The organism is Leptolyngbya sp. AN10, assembly GCF_050565645.1.
GTDB lineage: Bacteria > Cyanobacteriota > Cyanobacteriia > Leptolyngbyales > Leptolyngbyaceae > Leptolyngbya.
This window is the reverse complement of the sequence record NZ_JBNXVP010000013.1, coordinates 120,802-138,143: the sequence shown is the minus strand read 5'-3', so window position 1 is coordinate 138,143 and position 17,342 is coordinate 120,802. Positions and strand designations below refer to the sequence as shown.

22 protein-coding genes are annotated in these 17,342 nt (G+C 46.1%); 12 read left to right on the top strand and 10 right to left on the bottom strand.

What is annotated here, in order from left to right; translation table 11 throughout:
• Nucleotides 1–106 precede the first annotated feature (106 nt).
• Nucleotides 107–1,117, bottom strand: a complete 1,011-nt coding sequence (locus ACQ4M5_RS19445) for a helix-turn-helix transcriptional regulator (protein ID WP_430677323.1) — start codon at nt 1,115–1,117, stop codon at nt 107–109.
• Between the two features lie 93 nt (nt 1,118–1,210).
• Between ACQ4M5_RS19445 and ACQ4M5_RS19440 the strand changes: the two genes are divergently transcribed.
• The 7 genes from ACQ4M5_RS19440 to ACQ4M5_RS19410 all read left to right on the top strand — a co-directional run bounded on the left by ACQ4M5_RS19440 (nt 1,211) and on the right by ACQ4M5_RS19410 (nt 8,283).
• Nucleotides 1,211–1,999, top strand: coding sequence for an ABC transporter ATP-binding protein (locus ACQ4M5_RS19440; protein ID WP_430677322.1), 789 nt, complete (start codon nt 1,211–1,213; stop codon nt 1,997–1,999).
• Between the two features lie 11 nt (nt 2,000–2,010).
• Nucleotides 2,011–2,904 carry an ABC transporter substrate-binding protein gene (locus ACQ4M5_RS19435; RefSeq protein WP_430677320.1) on the top strand — a complete coding sequence of 298 codons (894 nt, stop codon included), beginning with the start codon at nt 2,011–2,013 and terminating at the stop codon, nt 2,902–2,904.
• Nucleotides 2,901–4,895 carry an iron ABC transporter permease gene (locus ACQ4M5_RS19430; protein ID WP_430677319.1) on the top strand — a complete coding sequence of 665 codons (1,995 nt, stop codon included), beginning with the start codon at nt 2,901–2,903 and terminating at the stop codon, nt 4,893–4,895. The genes ACQ4M5_RS19435 and ACQ4M5_RS19430 overlap by 4 nt, the downstream gene beginning before the upstream one ends.
• Before the next feature lie 109 nt (nt 4,896–5,004).
• Complete coding sequence (locus ACQ4M5_RS19425; RefSeq protein ID WP_430677318.1) at nt 5,005–5,721, top strand: GTP-binding protein; 717 nt, start codon at nt 5,005–5,007, stop codon at nt 5,719–5,721.
• Nucleotides 5,722–5,732: 11 nt separating this feature from the next.
• The gene (locus ACQ4M5_RS19420; protein WP_430677317.1) at nt 5,733–6,542 is read left to right on the top strand and encodes a metallophosphoesterase family protein; all 810 of its coding nucleotides are present in this window, start codon (nt 5,733–5,735) and stop codon (nt 6,540–6,542) included.
• Between the two features lie 2 nt (nt 6,543–6,544).
• Nucleotides 6,545–7,273 (top strand): metallophosphoesterase family protein, encoded by a 729-nt coding sequence (locus ACQ4M5_RS19415; protein ID WP_430677316.1) that lies wholly within the window; start codon nt 6,545–6,547, stop codon nt 7,271–7,273.
• 134 nt (nt 7,274–7,407) lie between these two features.
• Entirely contained in the window at nt 7,408–8,283 is an 876-nt protein-coding gene (locus tag ACQ4M5_RS19410; RefSeq protein WP_430677315.1) for an Rpn family recombination-promoting nuclease/putative transposase, read from the top strand.
• Nucleotides 8,284–8,394: 111 nt separating this feature from the next.
• Here ACQ4M5_RS19410 and ACQ4M5_RS19405 read toward each other — a convergent pair whose 3' ends face one another.
• Genes ACQ4M5_RS19405 through ACQ4M5_RS19395 form a run of 3 tightly spaced genes read right to left on the bottom strand, consistent with a single transcriptional unit; the run spans nt 8,395 to nt 9,123 of the window.
• Nucleotides 8,395–8,727 carry a DUF5615 family PIN-like protein gene (locus ACQ4M5_RS19405; protein WP_430677314.1) on the bottom strand — a complete coding sequence of 111 codons (333 nt, stop codon included), beginning with the start codon at nt 8,725–8,727 and terminating at the stop codon, nt 8,395–8,397.
• The gene (locus ACQ4M5_RS19400) at nt 8,708–8,986 is read right to left on the bottom strand and encodes a DUF433 domain-containing protein (protein ID WP_430677313.1); all 279 of its coding nucleotides are present in this window, start codon (nt 8,984–8,986) and stop codon (nt 8,708–8,710) included. The genes ACQ4M5_RS19405 and ACQ4M5_RS19400 overlap by 20 nt, the downstream gene beginning before the upstream one ends.
• Before the next feature lie 14 nt (nt 8,987–9,000).
• The gene (locus ACQ4M5_RS19395; protein ID WP_430677312.1) at nt 9,001–9,123 is read right to left on the bottom strand and encodes a hypothetical protein; all 123 of its coding nucleotides are present in this window, start codon (nt 9,121–9,123) and stop codon (nt 9,001–9,003) included.
• Nucleotides 9,124–9,287: 164 nt separating this feature from the next.
• On the opposite strand from ACQ4M5_RS19395, the gene ACQ4M5_RS19390 reads away from it, so the two are divergent.
• The 4 genes from ACQ4M5_RS19390 to ACQ4M5_RS19375 all read left to right on the top strand — a co-directional run bounded on the left by ACQ4M5_RS19390 (nt 9,288) and on the right by ACQ4M5_RS19375 (nt 10,633).
• Nucleotides 9,288–9,671: a papain fold toxin domain-containing protein gene (locus ACQ4M5_RS19390; RefSeq protein ID WP_430677311.1), complete on the top strand. Its 384-nt coding sequence runs from the start codon at nt 9,288–9,290 to the stop codon at nt 9,669–9,671.
• 15 nt (nt 9,672–9,686) lie between these two features.
• Complete coding sequence (locus tag ACQ4M5_RS19385) at nt 9,687–10,067, top strand: hypothetical protein (RefSeq protein ID WP_430677310.1); 381 nt, start codon at nt 9,687–9,689, stop codon at nt 10,065–10,067.
• Between the two features lie 134 nt (nt 10,068–10,201).
• Complete coding sequence (locus ACQ4M5_RS19380) at nt 10,202–10,468, top strand: DUF4351 domain-containing protein (protein ID WP_430677383.1); 267 nt, start codon at nt 10,202–10,204, stop codon at nt 10,466–10,468.
• Nucleotides 10,469–10,504: 36 nt separating this feature from the next.
• Nucleotides 10,505–10,633, top strand: coding sequence for a hypothetical protein (locus tag ACQ4M5_RS19375; RefSeq protein ID WP_430677309.1), 129 nt, complete (start codon nt 10,505–10,507; stop codon nt 10,631–10,633).
• On the opposite strand, the gene ACQ4M5_RS19370 is transcribed toward ACQ4M5_RS19375, so the two are convergent.
• The 5 genes from ACQ4M5_RS19370 to ACQ4M5_RS19350 all read right to left on the bottom strand — a co-directional run bounded on the left by ACQ4M5_RS19370 (nt 10,623) and on the right by ACQ4M5_RS19350 (nt 16,017).
• Nucleotides 10,623–11,597 carry an iron-siderophore ABC transporter substrate-binding protein gene (locus tag ACQ4M5_RS19370; protein WP_430677308.1) on the bottom strand — a complete coding sequence of 325 codons (975 nt, stop codon included), beginning with the start codon at nt 11,595–11,597 and terminating at the stop codon, nt 10,623–10,625. The two genes, ACQ4M5_RS19375 and ACQ4M5_RS19370, sit on opposite strands and share 11 nt — an antisense overlap.
• A gap of 14 nt (nt 11,598–11,611) precedes the next feature.
• A complete protein-coding gene (locus ACQ4M5_RS19365) occupies nt 11,612–14,113 on the bottom strand; it encodes a TonB-dependent siderophore receptor (protein WP_430677307.1) in 2,502 nt (833 codons plus the stop codon).
• 203 nt (nt 14,114–14,316) lie between these two features.
• Nucleotides 14,317–14,667 (bottom strand): HepT-like ribonuclease domain-containing protein, encoded by a 351-nt coding sequence (locus tag ACQ4M5_RS19360; protein WP_430677305.1) that lies wholly within the window; start codon nt 14,665–14,667, stop codon nt 14,317–14,319.
• A complete protein-coding gene (locus ACQ4M5_RS19355) occupies nt 14,657–14,947 on the bottom strand; it encodes a nucleotidyltransferase family protein (RefSeq protein WP_430677304.1) in 291 nt (96 codons plus the stop codon). Before ACQ4M5_RS19355 ends, ACQ4M5_RS19360 begins: the two co-directional genes overlap by 11 nt.
• 80 nt (nt 14,948–15,027) lie before the next feature.
• The gene (locus ACQ4M5_RS19350) at nt 15,028–16,017 is read right to left on the bottom strand and encodes a helix-turn-helix domain-containing protein (RefSeq protein ID WP_430677303.1); all 990 of its coding nucleotides are present in this window, start codon (nt 16,015–16,017) and stop codon (nt 15,028–15,030) included.
• Nucleotides 16,018–16,159: 142 nt separating this feature from the next.
• Between ACQ4M5_RS19350 and ACQ4M5_RS19345 the strand changes: the two genes are divergently transcribed.
• On the top strand, nt 16,160–17,008 hold the full coding sequence (locus tag ACQ4M5_RS19345) for a hypothetical protein (protein WP_430677302.1): 849 nt from the start codon (nt 16,160–16,162) through the stop codon (nt 17,006–17,008).
• On the opposite strand, the gene ACQ4M5_RS19340 is transcribed toward ACQ4M5_RS19345, so the two are convergent.
• Nucleotides 16,983–17,150: a hypothetical protein gene (locus ACQ4M5_RS19340; RefSeq protein WP_430677301.1), complete on the bottom strand. Its 168-nt coding sequence runs from the start codon at nt 17,148–17,150 to the stop codon at nt 16,983–16,985. The genes ACQ4M5_RS19345 and ACQ4M5_RS19340 overlap by 26 nt on opposite strands.
• Between the last annotated feature and the right edge of the window lie 192 nt (nt 17,151–17,342).

Genomic DNA, 17,342 nt, shown 5'->3' with positions numbered 1-17,342 from the left:
CTTGAATCAGAGCTTCTTGAGAATTATTACTGTCTAAAGCGTACAGAAATGGTTCTCAAAAGTCTTACGCGATCGGGAGATTACTTAATCGAAACGGAGTTCGTATTTATTGATACCGATACGCTTTTGGACTGATGCCAAACTGCCGATAAAACGCATTACTAAATGCGGGTAAACTTCCATACCCGACTGCATAAGCAATCTCAGTAATGCTTGCATCTGTTTCAGCTAACAATCGCTGCGCCTGCTCCATCTGATAAGTTCGTAAATAACCAAAGACTGTTGTACCGAAAACTTGGCGAAATCCTTGTTTTAATTTGCAGTCATTCAGTCCGACTTGACGAGCAATCTCAAGGAGCGAGGGAGGGCGTTGATCAAGCGGTCGATCGAGAGAGCGTCTAAGAATTTCTTGAGCTTGATAAAGTTTTTCCAGGTCTTGGGGTTTCCATTGCGGCGTTTTTGCTAAAGGCTGTTCATCTTGTGCCCATCGCCAAAATTGCAGCGTCAAGAGTTCCAACGCTTTACTTTCTAAGTAGAGATGCCGCATTGCGCCTTGATAGGGGCAGGTGAGCATTTGTTGTAAAAGCGGTTGATGTTGCATTGATTGAAGCCCCAAAGTTTGATGAAAGGGTTCAACCGATTTTCCGTCGATCAATTGTCGGATACGATCGGGGATGAGTTGCCAGTCGGTGTAAGAGCGCAAGAAATCAACATCAACGCTGAGTGTAATTCGTTGCAGGGGTTGTTTTTCGGTGTAGTATTCAATTGATCGAACTTCTGGCAAGTAACAAATACAACTTTCTCCAGATACTTCTGAGCGATCTTCTTCTTGTCGGAGTCCTGGATTAATGATGCGAAAATCACCCGATAGATAAAATGTCAGTGTGATTTGAGGAATTTGGTACAAATAATCTAGATGAAGAGGACGATTATAAATCACATCATCAAACCAAAGCTCAAAGCCGTCTCGCAATGTGGTAACTTGGCGTTGTCCTTGTCCTAATGCAGGTGGAAGATGTCGCCAGCCTCGGTTGCCTTCCCAAGTCCAAATCTCATTTTGAGTCGATGCTGCTTGCCAAATTTCGTTAAACTCACGTTGAGCGATCGGCTTTGACATAGAAACCTGGTAAAAAATGCGTCACAAGATTAATGAAAAATCTTATCATTAAGCTGATATTTTTATCTAACACTTTTGGTTGGAGAATTTGCTTTGTCTGAGATCAAGACTGATCATCTCAAAATCAGCTATGGTGAAACGATCGTTGTTCCTGATTTGTCGATCGCGCTTCAACGAGGAGCCGTGACCGCTTTAATTGGTGCAAATGGTTCTGGAAAAAGTACAGTTTTGCGAACTATTTCCCGCTTGCTTTCTCCGACTCAAGGCATCGTTTGTTTAGATGGACGGGATATTGCCAAGCTCAAAACAAAGGATTTGGCACGGCGGTTAGCTTTTCTGCCACAATCTCAAGAAGTGCCTAGCAGGATTACCATTCGCGAATTGATTGCTTATGGGCGCTATCCTTATCAAGGACTATTCAAAGCACTTTCAGCACCGGATCAAACTGCGATCGATTGGGCGTTGGCGATGACTAGATTGGAACTGCTAGCACATCGATCAGTTGATACTCTTTCAGGCGGAGAGCGGCAGCGAGCTTGGATAGCAATGGCATTGGCTCAACAAACTCAGGTATTACTGCTCGATGAGCCAACGACCTATTTAGATATTCGTCATCAGCAAGAGATTTTGTTGTTAGTGCGACGGCTGAATCGTGAACAGGGGCTTACAGTTGGTTGGGTATTGCATGATCTTAATCAAGCCGCAATGTTTAGTGATTGGTTGATTTTGCTGCGTCAAGGTCAGGTGTATGCTCAAGGACGATCTGAACAAGTGATGACTTCTGAAATTTTGCGAGAAACTTTCGGCACTGAGATGGTCATTGTGCCGCATCCCCAAACCAAAAAGCCAATGTGTTTGCACAGTGTTTCAGAAGAGTTTTAAGGGTCAGAGCAATGAACTATTACAATCGGCGCAATTTTTTACTCACTGCGATCGCAACCGCACTCGCAACTGGGTGTCAATCTCGATCGATCCAATCCGAGCGTCAAGGCTTTGTGGCACTGGAATGGGTTTATGCGGAGAATCTATTAGCGCTTGGAATTCCGCCTAAAGGAGTTGCTGACATTCGAGGCTATCAGCAGTATGTCAACATCCCAACTGAACTGAATCCGAATACAACAGATGTTGGAACTCGACAAGAGCCTAGTTTAGAAGCGATCGCAAGTCTCAATCCTCAAATAATTTTTGGCACTCAGCTTCGACATGAAGCTATCTATCAAGACTTATCCAAGATCACCTCAACTAAACTATATAACCCTTATCCTGAACCGGGACAGCTTGATCAATTCAAAGAAATGGAGCAAACCTTTTTATCGATCGCAGAACTAACCAATCAACGAAGTCAAGGCGATCGAGTTCTGGCACAATTGAGCGATCGACTCGCACAAGCCGCTAAATCTTCATCAAGCGATCGCCCAATTTTGTTAGGTCAATTTTTAGGCAATACACCACAACTGCGGTTATTTACAGATAACTCAATGGCAATGAGAACTCTCAATCAAATGGGCTTGAAAAATGCTTGGAAAGGAAAGCTCGATCGCTATGGCTTTAACACCGTTTGGATAGAAGCCTTGCCTGCGGTTCAACAAGCTCATTTTCTCTATGTTGCACCAGAAAATGATGCCGAATTTAACAAGCTACAAAACAATCCCATCTGGCAAGGACTCGAATTTGTTCGAGAGAACCGGGTGACTTCACTTGGAAGCGATACTTGGTTGTTTGGAGGTGCGCTTTCGGCTCAAATCATCATTGAAAAAGTAGTGACCGCTCTGACGAAAAAGCCATGAAAGCATTCATTACAGGAATTGTCTTATTGCTAATTGTGCTTTGGGTTCATATCACTCAAGGACAAGTAAATGTCAGTCTTGAAACTGTGCTAGGAGCAATTTTTTCACCGGACAACAGCGAAGCACAGAATTTACTGCGATATTTAATTTTGCCTCGATCGTCGATCGGAATCTTAACCGGAATAGCATTAGGCATCGCAGGCACACTGTTGCAAACTATGACACGCAATCCGCTTGCTTCTCCGACTACATTAGGTGTAAATTCCGGCGCATACTTTGCGGTGGTTGCAGGTGCGATTTTTGTCCCTGAGCAATTTGCGATCGCGCCTGAATTTTTTGCATTTGCAGGGGGACTACTTGCAGCAGGATTGGTTTATGCGATCGCAACGAGTGTCCGAGTTACCCCCATTCGATTAGTTCTCGCTGGAGTTGCTGTTTCTCTGATGTTGTCAGCCTTCACAGCCACCTTACAGCTTGTATATGAAAATGAAACGGCTGGATTGTTTCTGTGGGGTGCAGGTTCTTTAGTTCAAACCGATTGGAGTGGTGTAACAAACGCACTGCCGCAGATTCTAGTAGGTTCAGTCATTGCAATTCTATTCACTCGGCTATGGGATGTGTTGCTGCTTGATGATCAGACTGCACGATCGCTAGGTGTAAAAGTACAATCGGCAAGATTTTTCGGCATTGTGATTGCTGTATTTCTTGCTGCGATCGTTGTTAGTGTTGTGGGTGCAGTCGGTTTTGTTGGATTAGTTGCGCCTCATCTTGTGCGATTGATGGGAGTCCGACAGCATCTATTTTTGCTGCCAGGATCAGCAGTTTGGGGAGCAGTTCTAGTAATTAGTGCAGATGTAGCTGCTCAACAAGTTACAACAAATGTCAGTGAACTTGCGGCTGGAAGTGTAACAGCACTGATTGGTGCGCCGTTTTTAATCTGGCTGGCGCGTCAAACTCCGGAGGGCAATACAAATTCGGTTGGGAGCTTAAGAAGCGATCGCTCTTTATCAGGGAAAGCATTGCATCTTCCTTATTCGGGATTGATTGCGATCGCGATGGGTTTATTAATCCTTGCTCTTTTCTCAGGCATTGCATTTGGTCAAATTCGCTTCAGCTTGTTTGAAATGCTGCAAGCACTACAAGGCAATGCTTTTTCTCAGCAAGTTTTATTTGATTTACGATTGTCCCGTGTTTTAGTTGCAATGTTTGCAGGTGCATCATTATCTGTCAGCGGACTACTTTTGCAAGGGGTCATTCGCAATCCACTCGCAGGACCTGAAATCATCGGTATTACATCTGGAGCCGGATTGTTTGCACTCCTCGTTTTAGCTCTAATTCCCAATGCACCTGCGTCATTTATCTCGATCGCGGCAATGTTCGGAGCCTTTACGACTTTTGCGATCGTCTGTCTTACCGCATGGCAAAATGGCTTTGCACCCGGACGATTAGCTTTGGTTGGAATTGCGGTTTCTGCTTTTTGTGCGGCTGGCATCAATCTGCTGGTTGTGAGCGCAAGGTTACAAGTCGCTCAAGCGTTAGTCTGGCTATCTGGAAGTACCTATGCTCGTTCTTGGGATGAATTGGGTCAGCTTATTGTATTTCCCGTTTTGTTACCGATCGCAGGGTTAACGGCTCGTTGGCTTGATTTGATGGCATTGGGGGACGATTTGCCGAAATTAGTAGGCATTCGACTGCAACAGGCTCGATTGATCTTGATGTCGATCGCGGTGATGCTGGCAGCAGCGGCAGTGGCAACGGTTGGAACTTTGGGCTTTGTCGGGCTAGTTGCGCCTCATGCGGCTCGTCTGCTAGTCGGCAATCATCATCGTCGTCTTATTCCTTTATCTGCTTTGCTCGGTGCGACTTTAGTAGTGGTTGCAGATACAGTTGGGCGAGTCGCTCTAGCACCAAAAGAAATTCCATCTGGATTAGTCACAGCAATGATTGGAACGCCCTACTTTCTTTGGCTACTCTGGCAGAATCGAGACTGAACTGCTTTCTGTATGAGTGTTCAGATTCGGCACCAAAACGAACTCATTCGATTAGACGAAATTTGGGTAAAAGTGTGTATAATTTACGAGAATGATTCTCATTCTAATTATGAACTTCCCGGTAATTCTCGTCGCTGGCGCTTCTGGAGTGGGTAAGACCACCTGGATTCAGCAGCAAAGTCTGAACTCATTGATCGCGTATTGCTCTTTAGGGGGCGATGGAATTGATGCGACTTATCTTGCTGTCGAATCTCCAAACATTAAGTTTCTCTCAGAACTTTCCGAACTCGCTTCTGTGAAGGTTCCGGTCTATCTTGAACTTGGCTTTCAGCTAGATCTTGCATCTTTTACAATTCCAACTAAGTATTATCAGAAAGTTGCGATCGTTGCCCCTAATTCGGCAAACACAGAATGGCATCACTGGGCAGATCAGATCATGCCCGGAACTCAAACTGTACCTAGTTCTCAACTCTGGCGCTCGAATCTATCGGGTCAAGTGCTTGATCCGGCAAGCCTCGATACCTTTTGGGAGGAAGTGACTGAAGGCGCGTATGGATCTGTTCAACGGGCGAAAGGCATCTTTGAGGTTGTTGATGGCAGAGCGTTTCACTTTAACTATGTGCAAGGTTTAGAGACAGATTACACAGAACTGAATGTGGCTCGATCGCTCAATGGAAGACCCGATCGCTTTAGTGGCATTGAGGTAGTGGGTGAAGCCTTTGATCAAACTGCCATCAAGCAAACACTTCAGGATTGTTGTTTGGCAGACGATGTGTTGGCGTACTACCAAGATCAAATTCGGCAATCGCTAGAAGTACCCGCTTAGAGGAGAACACAATGAGAACAGCAGTTTTATCCTGTATTCATGGAAATTTTGAGGCGCTGAATGCAGTGCTATCTGATGTAGATGATCAGAATGTCGATCGAATGTTCTGTCTCGGCGATTTGGTTGGATATGGTCCGTATCCAAATGCGGTCGTTGAGATGATTCGGTCTTTGAATGTTCCGACCGTTCAAGGCTGTTGGGATGAAGATGTGGTTGAAGGCTTAAATGCTTGTGAATGTAGCTATCCATCTTTACTCGCTGAAAAGCGAGGACGACAGGCGCATGAATGGACAAACCAAGAAATTCATCCAGAAGTAAGAGCATTTTTAGCACAGCTACCTCATACTTTACGAGATGGAAATCTCTGTTTTGTGCATGGCAGTCCTCATAGTAATCATGAATACTTGCTGCCTGAGATTGATGCGTTTGTGGCGATGGAACGAGTGCTATCAACCGGAGCCGATATTCTGTTTTGTGGACACACTCATGTGCCGTATGTACGATCGCTGGACTCTGGAGAACTGCAAATCAAAGTACAACAGTCCAAACAAGATCAATCCATTCGCTTTACTGCGCCCTTAAAACGCATCGTCAATGCTGGTTCAGTCGGTGAGCCTCGACATGGCAGACCCAATGCAACGTATGTCATTTACGACGATAGTACTGATCAAATTGCGTTGCGAGAAGTTGAATACGACTATCAAAAAACCTGTGCAGCGATCGTCGAAAAGGGACTGCCTGCAATCTTCGCTTGGAGACTCTCAAAAGGCATGGAATTTGCAGAACGCGCCGACGATCCGACTCATATCTGTGAGCGATAATTATGTCATATTGGGCAATTTTGAGCGGCATTGAAGGCAATCTCGCCGCATACGAAGCAGTGCTAAAAGAGATTCAACGACAAAGGGTTGATGCTTTGTTTGTTTTGGGGGATGTGATTAGTCCCAAAGCCGATAATGAGAGATTGATCAATCGATTGACTTCTCCACGTCGAGGTGAACTTGTTCCACAAGTCTGTCAGGGTTGGTGGGAAGAACAGTTACTCATTTTGCATGGTTTAGGGCGAGTCGGAGAGCCGACTGAACTCATCGATCGCTATGGTATCCAGATGACAAAAATGCTATGGGATTCAGTCCCGCGTCATTTAGTCCAGTGGATACGATCGCTAGAATTTGGCATCTTTGAACTCGATTGCTTACTCATTCATGGCAGTACAGTGAGCGTCAGTGATGAGCTAACGCCTGAAACTGATCCGATTCAAATGCTCGATCGAGTGATGCGAATGGATGCAAACTATCTATTCTGTGGACGTTCGGGATTAACGTTTGAATATGAGATCCAGCAAGGTCAAGTTCTAACTGCGGTGACAACGCTCGATCGACAATCAGAGCCAGAGCCAACAAGCCTTCGTCCGCGTAAAATCATCGGAGTCGGGAACGTTGGAAGAACGGCGGGGCGGGCAACTTACACGATCTACAATCCGAATACCAATGCACTGAAGTTTTGCACCGTTCAGTATGGTGCAGGGAAAGGATTCCAGACCCAAAGATAGCGCGATCGTCGGTTGAGTCAGCAAGCGCAAAGCGATTGCAATTGAAGCTTGAAATGGCTTGTAGTGTGCAATCTCTCAGTGATACTCTGAGCCAGAAGCAGAAATGCTCAATCATTCTGTAAACGGTAGCCCGAATGAGCTTTGATACCACCTGTCGGCGACTGGCTGAAATCTTTCCTGAAGACTTTGCAAGCTGGTTGCTCGGCTACCGGGTTCCTCTCACTGAACTCAGCCCGACTGAGTTATCGATCGAGCCAATCCGCGCTGACCGTGTAATTTTGCTCCAAGGTCAGAACGAAATCGTGCATATCGAATTCCAAACCGATCCCAAAGACGATGTACCGATGCGATTAGCCGATTACCGCTTACGCCTGCATCGCAAATTTCCAGACAAGACGATTCACCAAGTCGTCCTCTATCTGCGAGAAACGACTTCAGAGCGGGTGTATCAGAACTATTTCGAGATTGCGGGGATGTATGCAGAGTTCAACGTGATCAGAATCTGGGATGTGCCTGCCGAAGAACTGATGGCGTTTCCAGGCTTATTGCCGTTCGTGGGACTCAGCCGCAGCGATAACCCGATCCAGACCTTACGACAAGCAGTGCGGGAGATCCAAAACATCGAAGATGAGTCTCAGCAGCATGAAGCAATGGCAGCGACTTATGTGTTGTCTGGGTTAAAATTTGAAGCAGCAGTCATTTCGCAGATAATCAGGAGAGACGTGATGCGGGAGTCGGTGACTTATCAAGCGATTTTGGAAGAAGGACGGGAAGAAGGACGGGAAGAAGGACGGGAAGAAGGACGGGAAGAAGGACGGGAAGAAGAGGCAATCGCATTTGTAACCCGTCTTCTTGCCCGACGACTGAGACAGGAACTTTCGGAAGACCTGCGATCGCGGCTTTTAACCTTGTCTCTACCGATGCTAGAAGACTTGGGCGAAGCGTTGTTAGATTTCACCAGTATGGCTGATTTAGAAGCTTGGTTGAAGGAGCGATCGACAGAGGGATAAGCGATCGACCTCTTGAAAATCATCAAGCGATCGGACATCAAAGGCGCGATCGCATTTCACAATTTAGCGATCGATAATTAGAACATGTTGCCTTCAGCGGTGAGCCAAAATTCAGCTAAGAGACAAGACTGATTCTAGCGGATCAGCAATAAATCTGTAAATTTCTTCTCTTGAATTTTGAATTAAGGCAGTCAAATCATCGCGAGTACAGTTTCCAATCCGGAGCCACACTAGCTTAGGGGGATGTCCATACAGTAAACTCCGTTGATAAAAATCAGAGTCCTTGGAAACAATTGTAAACTCCTGATCGCGGGCATATTCCCAGATTGCTTCATCGGAAAAGCCTTTTAACCCACAATCGCGGACGTGCAGACTGCCTGGAAATTGCGACGAAAGCAGACGGGAAAGTTTAGGAGAGAGGTTTTCATCGAACAGAAGTTTCATTGGGGCAAACAACTAAACGACGATCGCGATCGGCAGCAAAGGCAAAACACGCCTGAATGTCGGCTAGGGTTAAGTCAGGGAAGTCATCTAACACTTCGTCAATGGTCATTCCTCCTCCTAAATAATCGAAAATGTCCATGACTGTGATGCGAGTGCCTCGGATGCAAGGTTTGCCGCTGCGGATGCCCGGATCGATGACAATGCGCTGTTGATAATCCATTGGATAAAACACTGAGCGATCAGTATATGTTGTTGACAATTTGCTTAACTCAATCATACCAAACGTCCCCCAGTGTAGTGAGACCGCAGTTCACCATCAAGCGATCGACCATCAAAGCGCGATCGCACGGTTGAAATTGGAATGATGACTTTGGCGATCGTCGGTTGAGTTAGCAAGAGCAAAGCGATCGCTCAATCATTCTCAAAGCGCGATCGCTTTTCGAGCTTCATGATGAACTGCATCAAACTTAGACGAAGGCACAATCGCCCCGCTACGTTTGTGAGAATGAGAGGCTTTTGATGGGACGATACAATAGGAGTGGCTAAATATTGGTGCGAATGTGAGTGACTTATCATTGGAAGAGATTTATCGGGAGGTGGGCGCAATTGTTAGCCAGTTTGATTTGCTTGAATGTGCTGAGTGTGCGGCAGCGGTTTTACAGTGGTTAGACCAACAGGGGATTGAACGATCGCTGCTAAAGTTAAGAACTCGATATGACTTTGAGGACTATATTTTGAGCGATCGTCTGGAAATGAGGGGAATCACAGAGCCGATTACCGAGAATGGCATTCACTATGGGGTGAAGGTGAGAGGGAAAGTGTTTGATAATTTGTCTGTTGAGGGAATGGAGTTAGAGGTGTGGTTGAGCGATTTTCATTGTCCGAGTGAGAAGTTTGTGGTGCAGGAGATGGACAATTTTAGCAGTGGATCTGAAGTGCAATAGATTGGAGGGCGGAACATGGCAGGACTGTTTGGATTGTTGAACAAAATTCGAGTAAAGCCTGGAATGTATATTGGCGGAGCCTCTGTAACCGATCTGTTTATGTTTATTGGTGGATATAAAACGGCACAACATGAGTTTGGGGTTCCGACGACTGAGGCAGAGAAGCACTTTTACCGGGAGTTTCAGCCGTGGTTGCAACGTCGATTAGGGATGACAACTTCTCGATCGTGGGCAAAGATGCTGGAGTTTCGATCGGTTAATCAGCAAGAGGCGTTTGAGTCTTTTTTCAGGTTATTGGATGAGTTTTGTGAGAGTGAAGCAATTCTGCGCGGACAACAGGAAACAAAGGAATTGGTTTGCAAAGATAATGAGTCTGAGTCAGTCAGGGCAAGTTGATGTCCTCAGCGATCGTAAGCTAGTCGATCAAGAGCAAAGCGATCGTTAAATCCTTCCAAACGTGCGATCGCTGAACATTTCCAGGATGCGATCGTGCTTTTCATAGAACCCAGATACTACCATGAGCGCAATCACTGAACTTTTTCGAGGTACAATCGCTCATCACAAATGCTGTAAAGCGCGATCGCAAAAACCATCGAGCGATCGACCATCAAAGCGCGATCGCATTTGTAACCCGTCTTCTTGCCCGACGACTGAGACAGGAACTTTCGGAAGACCTGCGATCGCGGCTTTTAACTTTGTCTCTACCGATGCTAGAAGACTTGGGCGAAGCGTTGTTAGATTTCACCAGTATGGCTGATTTAGAAGCTTGGTTGAAGGAGCGATCGACAGAGGGATAAGCGACCCTTGCGGTATCTGCATAGCAGCGCGACATCTTGAGAAATCATCAAGCGATCGCAGAAATCATCAGGCGATCGACCACTAAAGGCGCGATCTCAGTTCATCATCAAGCGATCACGTTTCGGAATTGTCAATCGAGCAACGTAGCTTTAATTATGATTTAGAAGAATCAACGAGATATTCAGATAAGTCATCAAGAATAGCATTGATCGCAAAAACATCTGCATTCGACCAATGTCCGCCTACAGAGTAGACCTGAGCACGTTGAACTGCACTGAGTTTTTTCCATAGAGGATTTTGCTTTAGCTTTTCTACAGTTTTAAGATCTTCTGCTGTTCCAAAAACGACAAAGAAGAGAATATCACCATCAATGTCTAATACATTCTCTTCAGAAATATTGTCAATATAGAAAAAGTCTCCTCTTTGAATGGGTGGGCGTTGCACTTCAAGGTCGCGCAAAACTTCTCCAGAAAAATGCTTTTCACCGTTAACCCAAAGTCCATAAGCCGAAGTTGTACTCGCAATAGATACATTGATAGTACGGCGACGGTTTCCTAATTTCTGCTTTAGGTTTTCGATTCTCTGCTGATATTGATTGATTAATTGTTGCCCAACCTCCTCCCTACCCAGAACTTTAGCCAGTTCCTCTAACTGTTGTTTCCAAGAAGGAGGAGGGAAAGGCACATTCAATGTAACTGTGGGTGCAATCTGCGATAGTTGTTTGTAGATTCTTGCTGAATAGTACGAATTAGCAAGAATCAAATCAGGCTTAAGTTCCAGAATTCTTTCTAAGTTAGGAGCATCAGTCTTCCCAACAGAAACAATTCCTTTAATCTTCTGCTGGAGATAGGCAGGAAGTGGATAGCTTGGTTCAAAGACAGAAGCGATAGGCTTGATACCTAAAGCCAAACTATTTGCTAGGGTATCTTCTCTAAGCGCAATAACTCGTTGAGGGCTACGAGGGATGCAAGCTGTACCCATGATGTGCTTCACAGTTCGGCAGTTTTCAAGTTGTGGCTTGAGGCTTGTTACTGGAGTATCGCCAAGATTATGGCAAGCTACAAGGATCACTATTGTCAGGACTCCTAATAGGAGTTGGAAAGCTAGGCGAATTAAAGAGAACTTCATCAGAATTCAACGACTCAAAACTGCCATGAAATCGTTCCTTGTACAGTAAGTGGTTCTGCTGGATAAACTGTCAAATCAGAATAGGCAGATTCAAAGTAGTTTACATTGAATAGATTCCGAATATTAAGCGCTGCTCGGAAGCGATCTCGTTTGTAAAAAATAGCTGCATCGGTGCGAAAGTAGCTTGGTAGGGCGAAGGTGTTAGCTAAGTCTCCTTGGCGATCGCCGACGTAAAAGAACCCTAAGCCAAAGCCTACGCCTTTCAAACTGCCGCTCTGTAGTTCGTAGGTTGTCCATAAGTTAAAGCTGTTCTCTGGTACATTGTTGAGGCGATTTCCAGTCTGAAACGAGTTGTCCTGTGTAATCTGAGCATCGGTATAGGAATAGCCTGCAATCACATTCCAGCCTGGAAGAACTTCTCCAGCAATGTTCAACTCAATCCCACGGCTGTTTTGTTCGCCCGTCTGAACCGAGAAAGTAGGGTTTGCTGGGTCAGTTGTGACTACGTTGGAGCGGGTAAGATCGTAAAACGCCAGCGTAGCCGAGAGTCGATTGTTGAGGTTAGCTTTGACTCCGACTTCGTATTGTGTCCCGCGCCCTGGTTTGAATTGACTACCATCAAAGGTTCTTCCACTGGTTGGCGTAAATGATCGACTATAGCTGGCATAGAGCGAAATTGACGGAATGGGTTGATAGACGATACCTAGGCGAGGACTAAAAGCATTGCCAGATTGAGATTGTTCAGTGTTGCTGATTAAATCAGTGGTAGTTTGCTTGAAGGTATCAAATCTTCCGCCCACCAAAAGCTTTAGATTTTCCGCCAATGTTATTTGATCCTGAATATAGATTCCTAAAGAATCTGTTAAGCCAGTATCATCACCACTGAAGATGACATCAAATCGTTCCCGACTATAGACTGGATTGAAAAGATCTAGCGGTGTTCCATTAAATCCAATGAAGTTATTCTGATATCGGTCTAATCGTCGCAAATCGACCCCAAACAAAAGCTGATGCTGAACTGAACCTGTTGAAAACTTACCGACTAAATTTGTCGTAAAATCAAATGCCCTTTCCTTGTAATCATTGTCTTGAATGCCGCGCTGTACGGTGCGTAAATCTGAATCAAGACCTGAAATAAAGTAAGAACCTGCATTTCGGAGGTAGCGATTTGAGAAGTAAAACGCATTTTGTAGTGACCAGTTCTCGTTAAACCGATGCTCTAAACGGTATCCAACTCTGAAAACCTCTGGGCTATATAGACTATCTGGCTCGGAGATATTGCGATTTCGAGGGATTTCACCATTCGGATTCGGCAGAATTGTTCCCACTGCTGGCAGTCCGTTATTATAACCTTGATTAACTTTGCTGTACTCTGAATCTAGGGTTAGCGTTGTGTTTTTACCAATGTCAAACCGCAGAACACCCGCAAAAGCTGGAACTTCCCGTTCAGAAAAATCGGCAAAACTGCCCGCGTTTTCGTAAGATGCTGTCAGCCTATATAGAATCGATTTATCGTCTGCCAGAGGTCCTGATAAGTCGATCACTCCTCGGTAGAAGTTATAGCTTCCGATCGTCGCTTCAACTGAAGCGTAGGGTTCGCGGAGCGGCTGCTTAGTCACGATATTAATTGTTCCACCCGGATTTCCGCCTCCAAATAGCACTGAAGCAGGACCGCGAAGCACTTCGATCTGTTCAATATTCGCGAAGTTTGCGGATTGTCCGCCGCCAAATGCGTAGCTCAATCCATTGCGAGTAAAGTTGCCGGTATCGTCTCTCGCTTCAAATCCTCGAATCGTGAAGGATGCAAACTGATTGTAATAACCAGGAGCCGTCTGAGTTGCACCACTCACGTTCTTAAGTGCATCATTGAGCGTCGTGACTTGTTGATCGCGCAAAACCTCCTGCGGCACAACCTGAATCGACTGCGGAATATCCCGAATCGGCGTATCCGTCCGCGTTGCTGTACTCGCATTCGGCACTCGATAGCCTCCTTCCCCTTCCCCCGTCACCGTAATCTCTTCTTCCATTCCTTCCTCTGGGGTCACTGCCAACACTAACCCCTGTCCCGCCACAATCTCAGCACTCGGCAAATCATTCAATCCCGTAATGCTCACCCGAATCGTCGTGGCATCCGCTTGCGTCACAGCAATGCGATCGATTCCCTCCGAAGGCTTCTGAACTTCAAACGCCTGCCCACTGCTCAACGCCAACACCGCATTCGGAACCGTCAAAATCAGCGTATCGCCCTCTGCCTGTTGCGTCGCCTGCAACGCCTGCCCATTCTCCGTCTCCAGCGCAATCTCCAATCCCTGCTGCGTCGGGTTCACCTTCACCCCCGTCACCCGCACCAATTGCGCCTGCTGTGCCTCCGTTTGCGCCATCCATTCCTTTACGGTTGTTGCCGCTTTCGGACGATCTTGCAGTCGAGAAACCGTCGGTTCTGTTGCCAGTGCGGACAGTGCCCCAACCAGAACAAACGCGCTAGAAACGAAAAGCGATCGCAGCCACACACTCATCAGCATCACACCAGTACTTAGGAATTGTTATCAATAGACAGTACTGGAGAGGCTCATGAGATTGGAAGCCCTTTTTGGTTGCTAGCGGGACTTTCTTGATCGCTAGCGGGACTTTTTTCGCGATCGTCTGTCTCGATCGCAGTAAAACAGAGCGCAATCTCACTTCCCAAAATTGCACGATCGACGATACCAGAGACAACAATTCACGTCCTTTCCAAGCCTTCAAGCAGTTCCCTGAGTTGCTGGAATAGCTGAGGCAAATCAGTTTGAATCGTTTCCCAAACAATCTCTAAATCAACTCGAAAATACTCATGAATCACAACGTTTCGTATCCCTCGGATATCAATCCAGGGAATTTCTGGATAAAGCACCTCCACTTCTGGCAGCAAACTTGCAGCCGCCTCTCCCATGACCGCCAAACTGTAGAGAACGGCTCTTACGGTGCGAATATCTGCTACAAACTCTGCAAAACTGAGATCTTGAGTAAATGTTTCAATCTCTGAACCAACCTCAACAATATCCTGAATCCGTCGCCGCAAACTTCTAGAAGACACGAATAGACTCCTGTAAAACAGGCTCTTTGAGGTCAGGCTTGAGTGAGTTCGGCGTTCCCAAATCAACTGAGCAGCCTAAAATCGTCTCCAAATGCCGCTTTAACCGCACAAATGTCAGCAATCCGATCGGTTGTGCAAACTCGACCAACAAATCCACATCGCTCTCTGGCGTTGCCTGATTACGAGCGACTGACCCAAACAGAATTAATGACTGCACCTTAAATGCTTGCAGCGAAAGCCTATCCGCTCTCAGTCTCTCTAAGACATCATCTCGTTCCATCGCGTCTCATACTGCTGGATGGTCTTATTGTAACCGTCTCTGATTAGACTCAAAACACATCGGTGCGATCGCCCCCATTCCTAAAAAATCCGCCTGTTCTGACGAGCATAATCACTCGGATTCACGCCAAACTTCTTCCGAAACGCCTTAGCAAAATAACTCCGACTCGTAAAGCCCACCCGCTGCATCACCACTTCAATTTTCAGATCGCCTGCCAATAACAACTGCTGCGCCTGCTCTAATCGATAGTGATGCAAATAGTTGAAAGTACTTGTGCCAAAACAAGCCCGAAATCCTTCTTTTAGTGCGCGATCGTTGAGTCCCACCAGCCGAGCCAACTCAGACAGCGAAGGCGGATTTTCCAACCGTTGCAGCAAGATATCTCTCGCAGCATGAATACGATCGACCTGTTCCGACTTCAGCTTTCTCGGCAATTTTTCCAACGCAGGCGAATCTTCTAGTAATGGCTCCACCGAGAGCAACAGCAGCTCCCAAATTTTCGTTTCTAGATACCGTTGCTTCATCACGCCATGATAGGGACATTGCCAGATTTGCTGCAAGGCGATTTGCATGGCGGGAGTTGATCGATATCCCTGAACAAATGACAACTGATCCGGTGATCCAATCAATGGTTGTAATCCAGCAGGTAATTGACCAAAGAACGATCGAAACTCCTCAACAGAAATCGAAAAAGCAATCTCTCTCAACGGTTCCACACCACATTCAAACGATCCTTTAGCCGATTCACCTCGACCAATCAAAGAGTACTCTCCTGGACAAACGGTCACCTCAGAACTGTGATGAACACCTGATAAATGAAACCCAACTCTCAGATAATCAGGCTCGTGAAATTCTTCCCAAGACATTGCACAAGTATTTAAGGGTTCGTGATAGTCCATGACTAAACCGATGCCTTCTCGTAGGTCAATGATCCGAGATAGCCCTCGCCCCAGTTCAGGCGGAAACGGCATGATCACATCTGCCTCGTCTTCGGGATCGGGATAGCGTATCTGCTCTAGCATTTCTTCAAACAAAGCGTCATAAGTCTGACTAGAAAGTACGATCGTCATGATGATTCTGAGACTCCGATAAACAAGGCGCGAACCTCAAAAGTATCTTGACCTAATTAGTATTAATTTGCAATAAGAGCACGATCGCTGCAAATATAATTTCGATCAATCTCTACAATGAAGCAGGCTTCAAGGTGAAAAAATGCTGCATCTAAGTTTCAATTTTTGTCGTCGCTTCGGAAAACTAATACGTCAATCCGCACGAAACCTAGCTCTGAAGAAATTGCTACTAATCATTGGCTTCACGATCGTCACTCTGATGACGCTACCCGCGATTAGCGCAGAGCGCAACCCTGTAGAAACTGCACAACATTCTCAACCTAATCCCTATGCTCATACCCATGTTGATCCAGCCGTGATCAAACTCGCGCAACAGCTACAGCAGGACGGTTACACTATCTTCTTTCGGCATGAACGCACTGCATTAGATCGCCTGCGGGATCAGCGTCCCTACGATTTAACTACCTGTGCAGGTCAACGAATGCTTTCCCCGGCGGGAATTGAAGCGAGTCGAGAAATCGGGCAAGCGTTTCAACAATTGAAAATCCCGGTTAGCACAGTTCTAGCAAGTCCACTCTGCCGAGCTAAAGAGACTGCGAAACGAGCATTCGGTCAGGTAACGACGACTGAAAAGCTGATGGGCGAAGATCGAGAGAAGCAGCGATCGAGGGAAATTGTTGGCAATGATCTCAAACAGTTCGTGAGACAGCGATCGCGCTCTAACAGTAACTTAGTTTTAGTTGGGCATTTTGGTAGTTCGTTGGCTTTGGGTCGCATCCTGAGTGAAGGAGAAGCAATGGTTTTGGAGCCGGGTGCAAACGGTGGAGTCCGAATCGTGGGGCAGATTACTTCGGCACAGTGGGGCGATGTTGTGCGCGATCTTGACCGGATGCAACAGAAGCGATCGCACCTCCGAGAAGACTCAAAAGATTGGGAAGCAAAAACTTTTTCATGTGAGCTTATGTTCAGCGTGTTGAAATGTGCGGATTAGAAGCTGATCGAGCGATCGCAGTTTGACGCACCAACGCTTCCAGATTGGGCATTTCCTGCCGACAGGACGGACAAAACCAATACACACCAGAGTAGCGAATATGCCGGAGCAATTTAGTTGAGCAGCATAGACAAGTACTCATAAGTAACCTTACAAGATGAATTTGATGAGAATCAAGCTATTTCTGAGTTTGCATCCTGATTGCTTCTGATGAAAAAAGGGAAAGACGCTCCCCTTCTTGAGTTCAGAATCAAAAGGTAGTACCAGAAATATTCACTCAGCGTAGCGGTTTTCCTGATTTATTGCAAGTCAATCTCAATAAGTCTATGCTCAA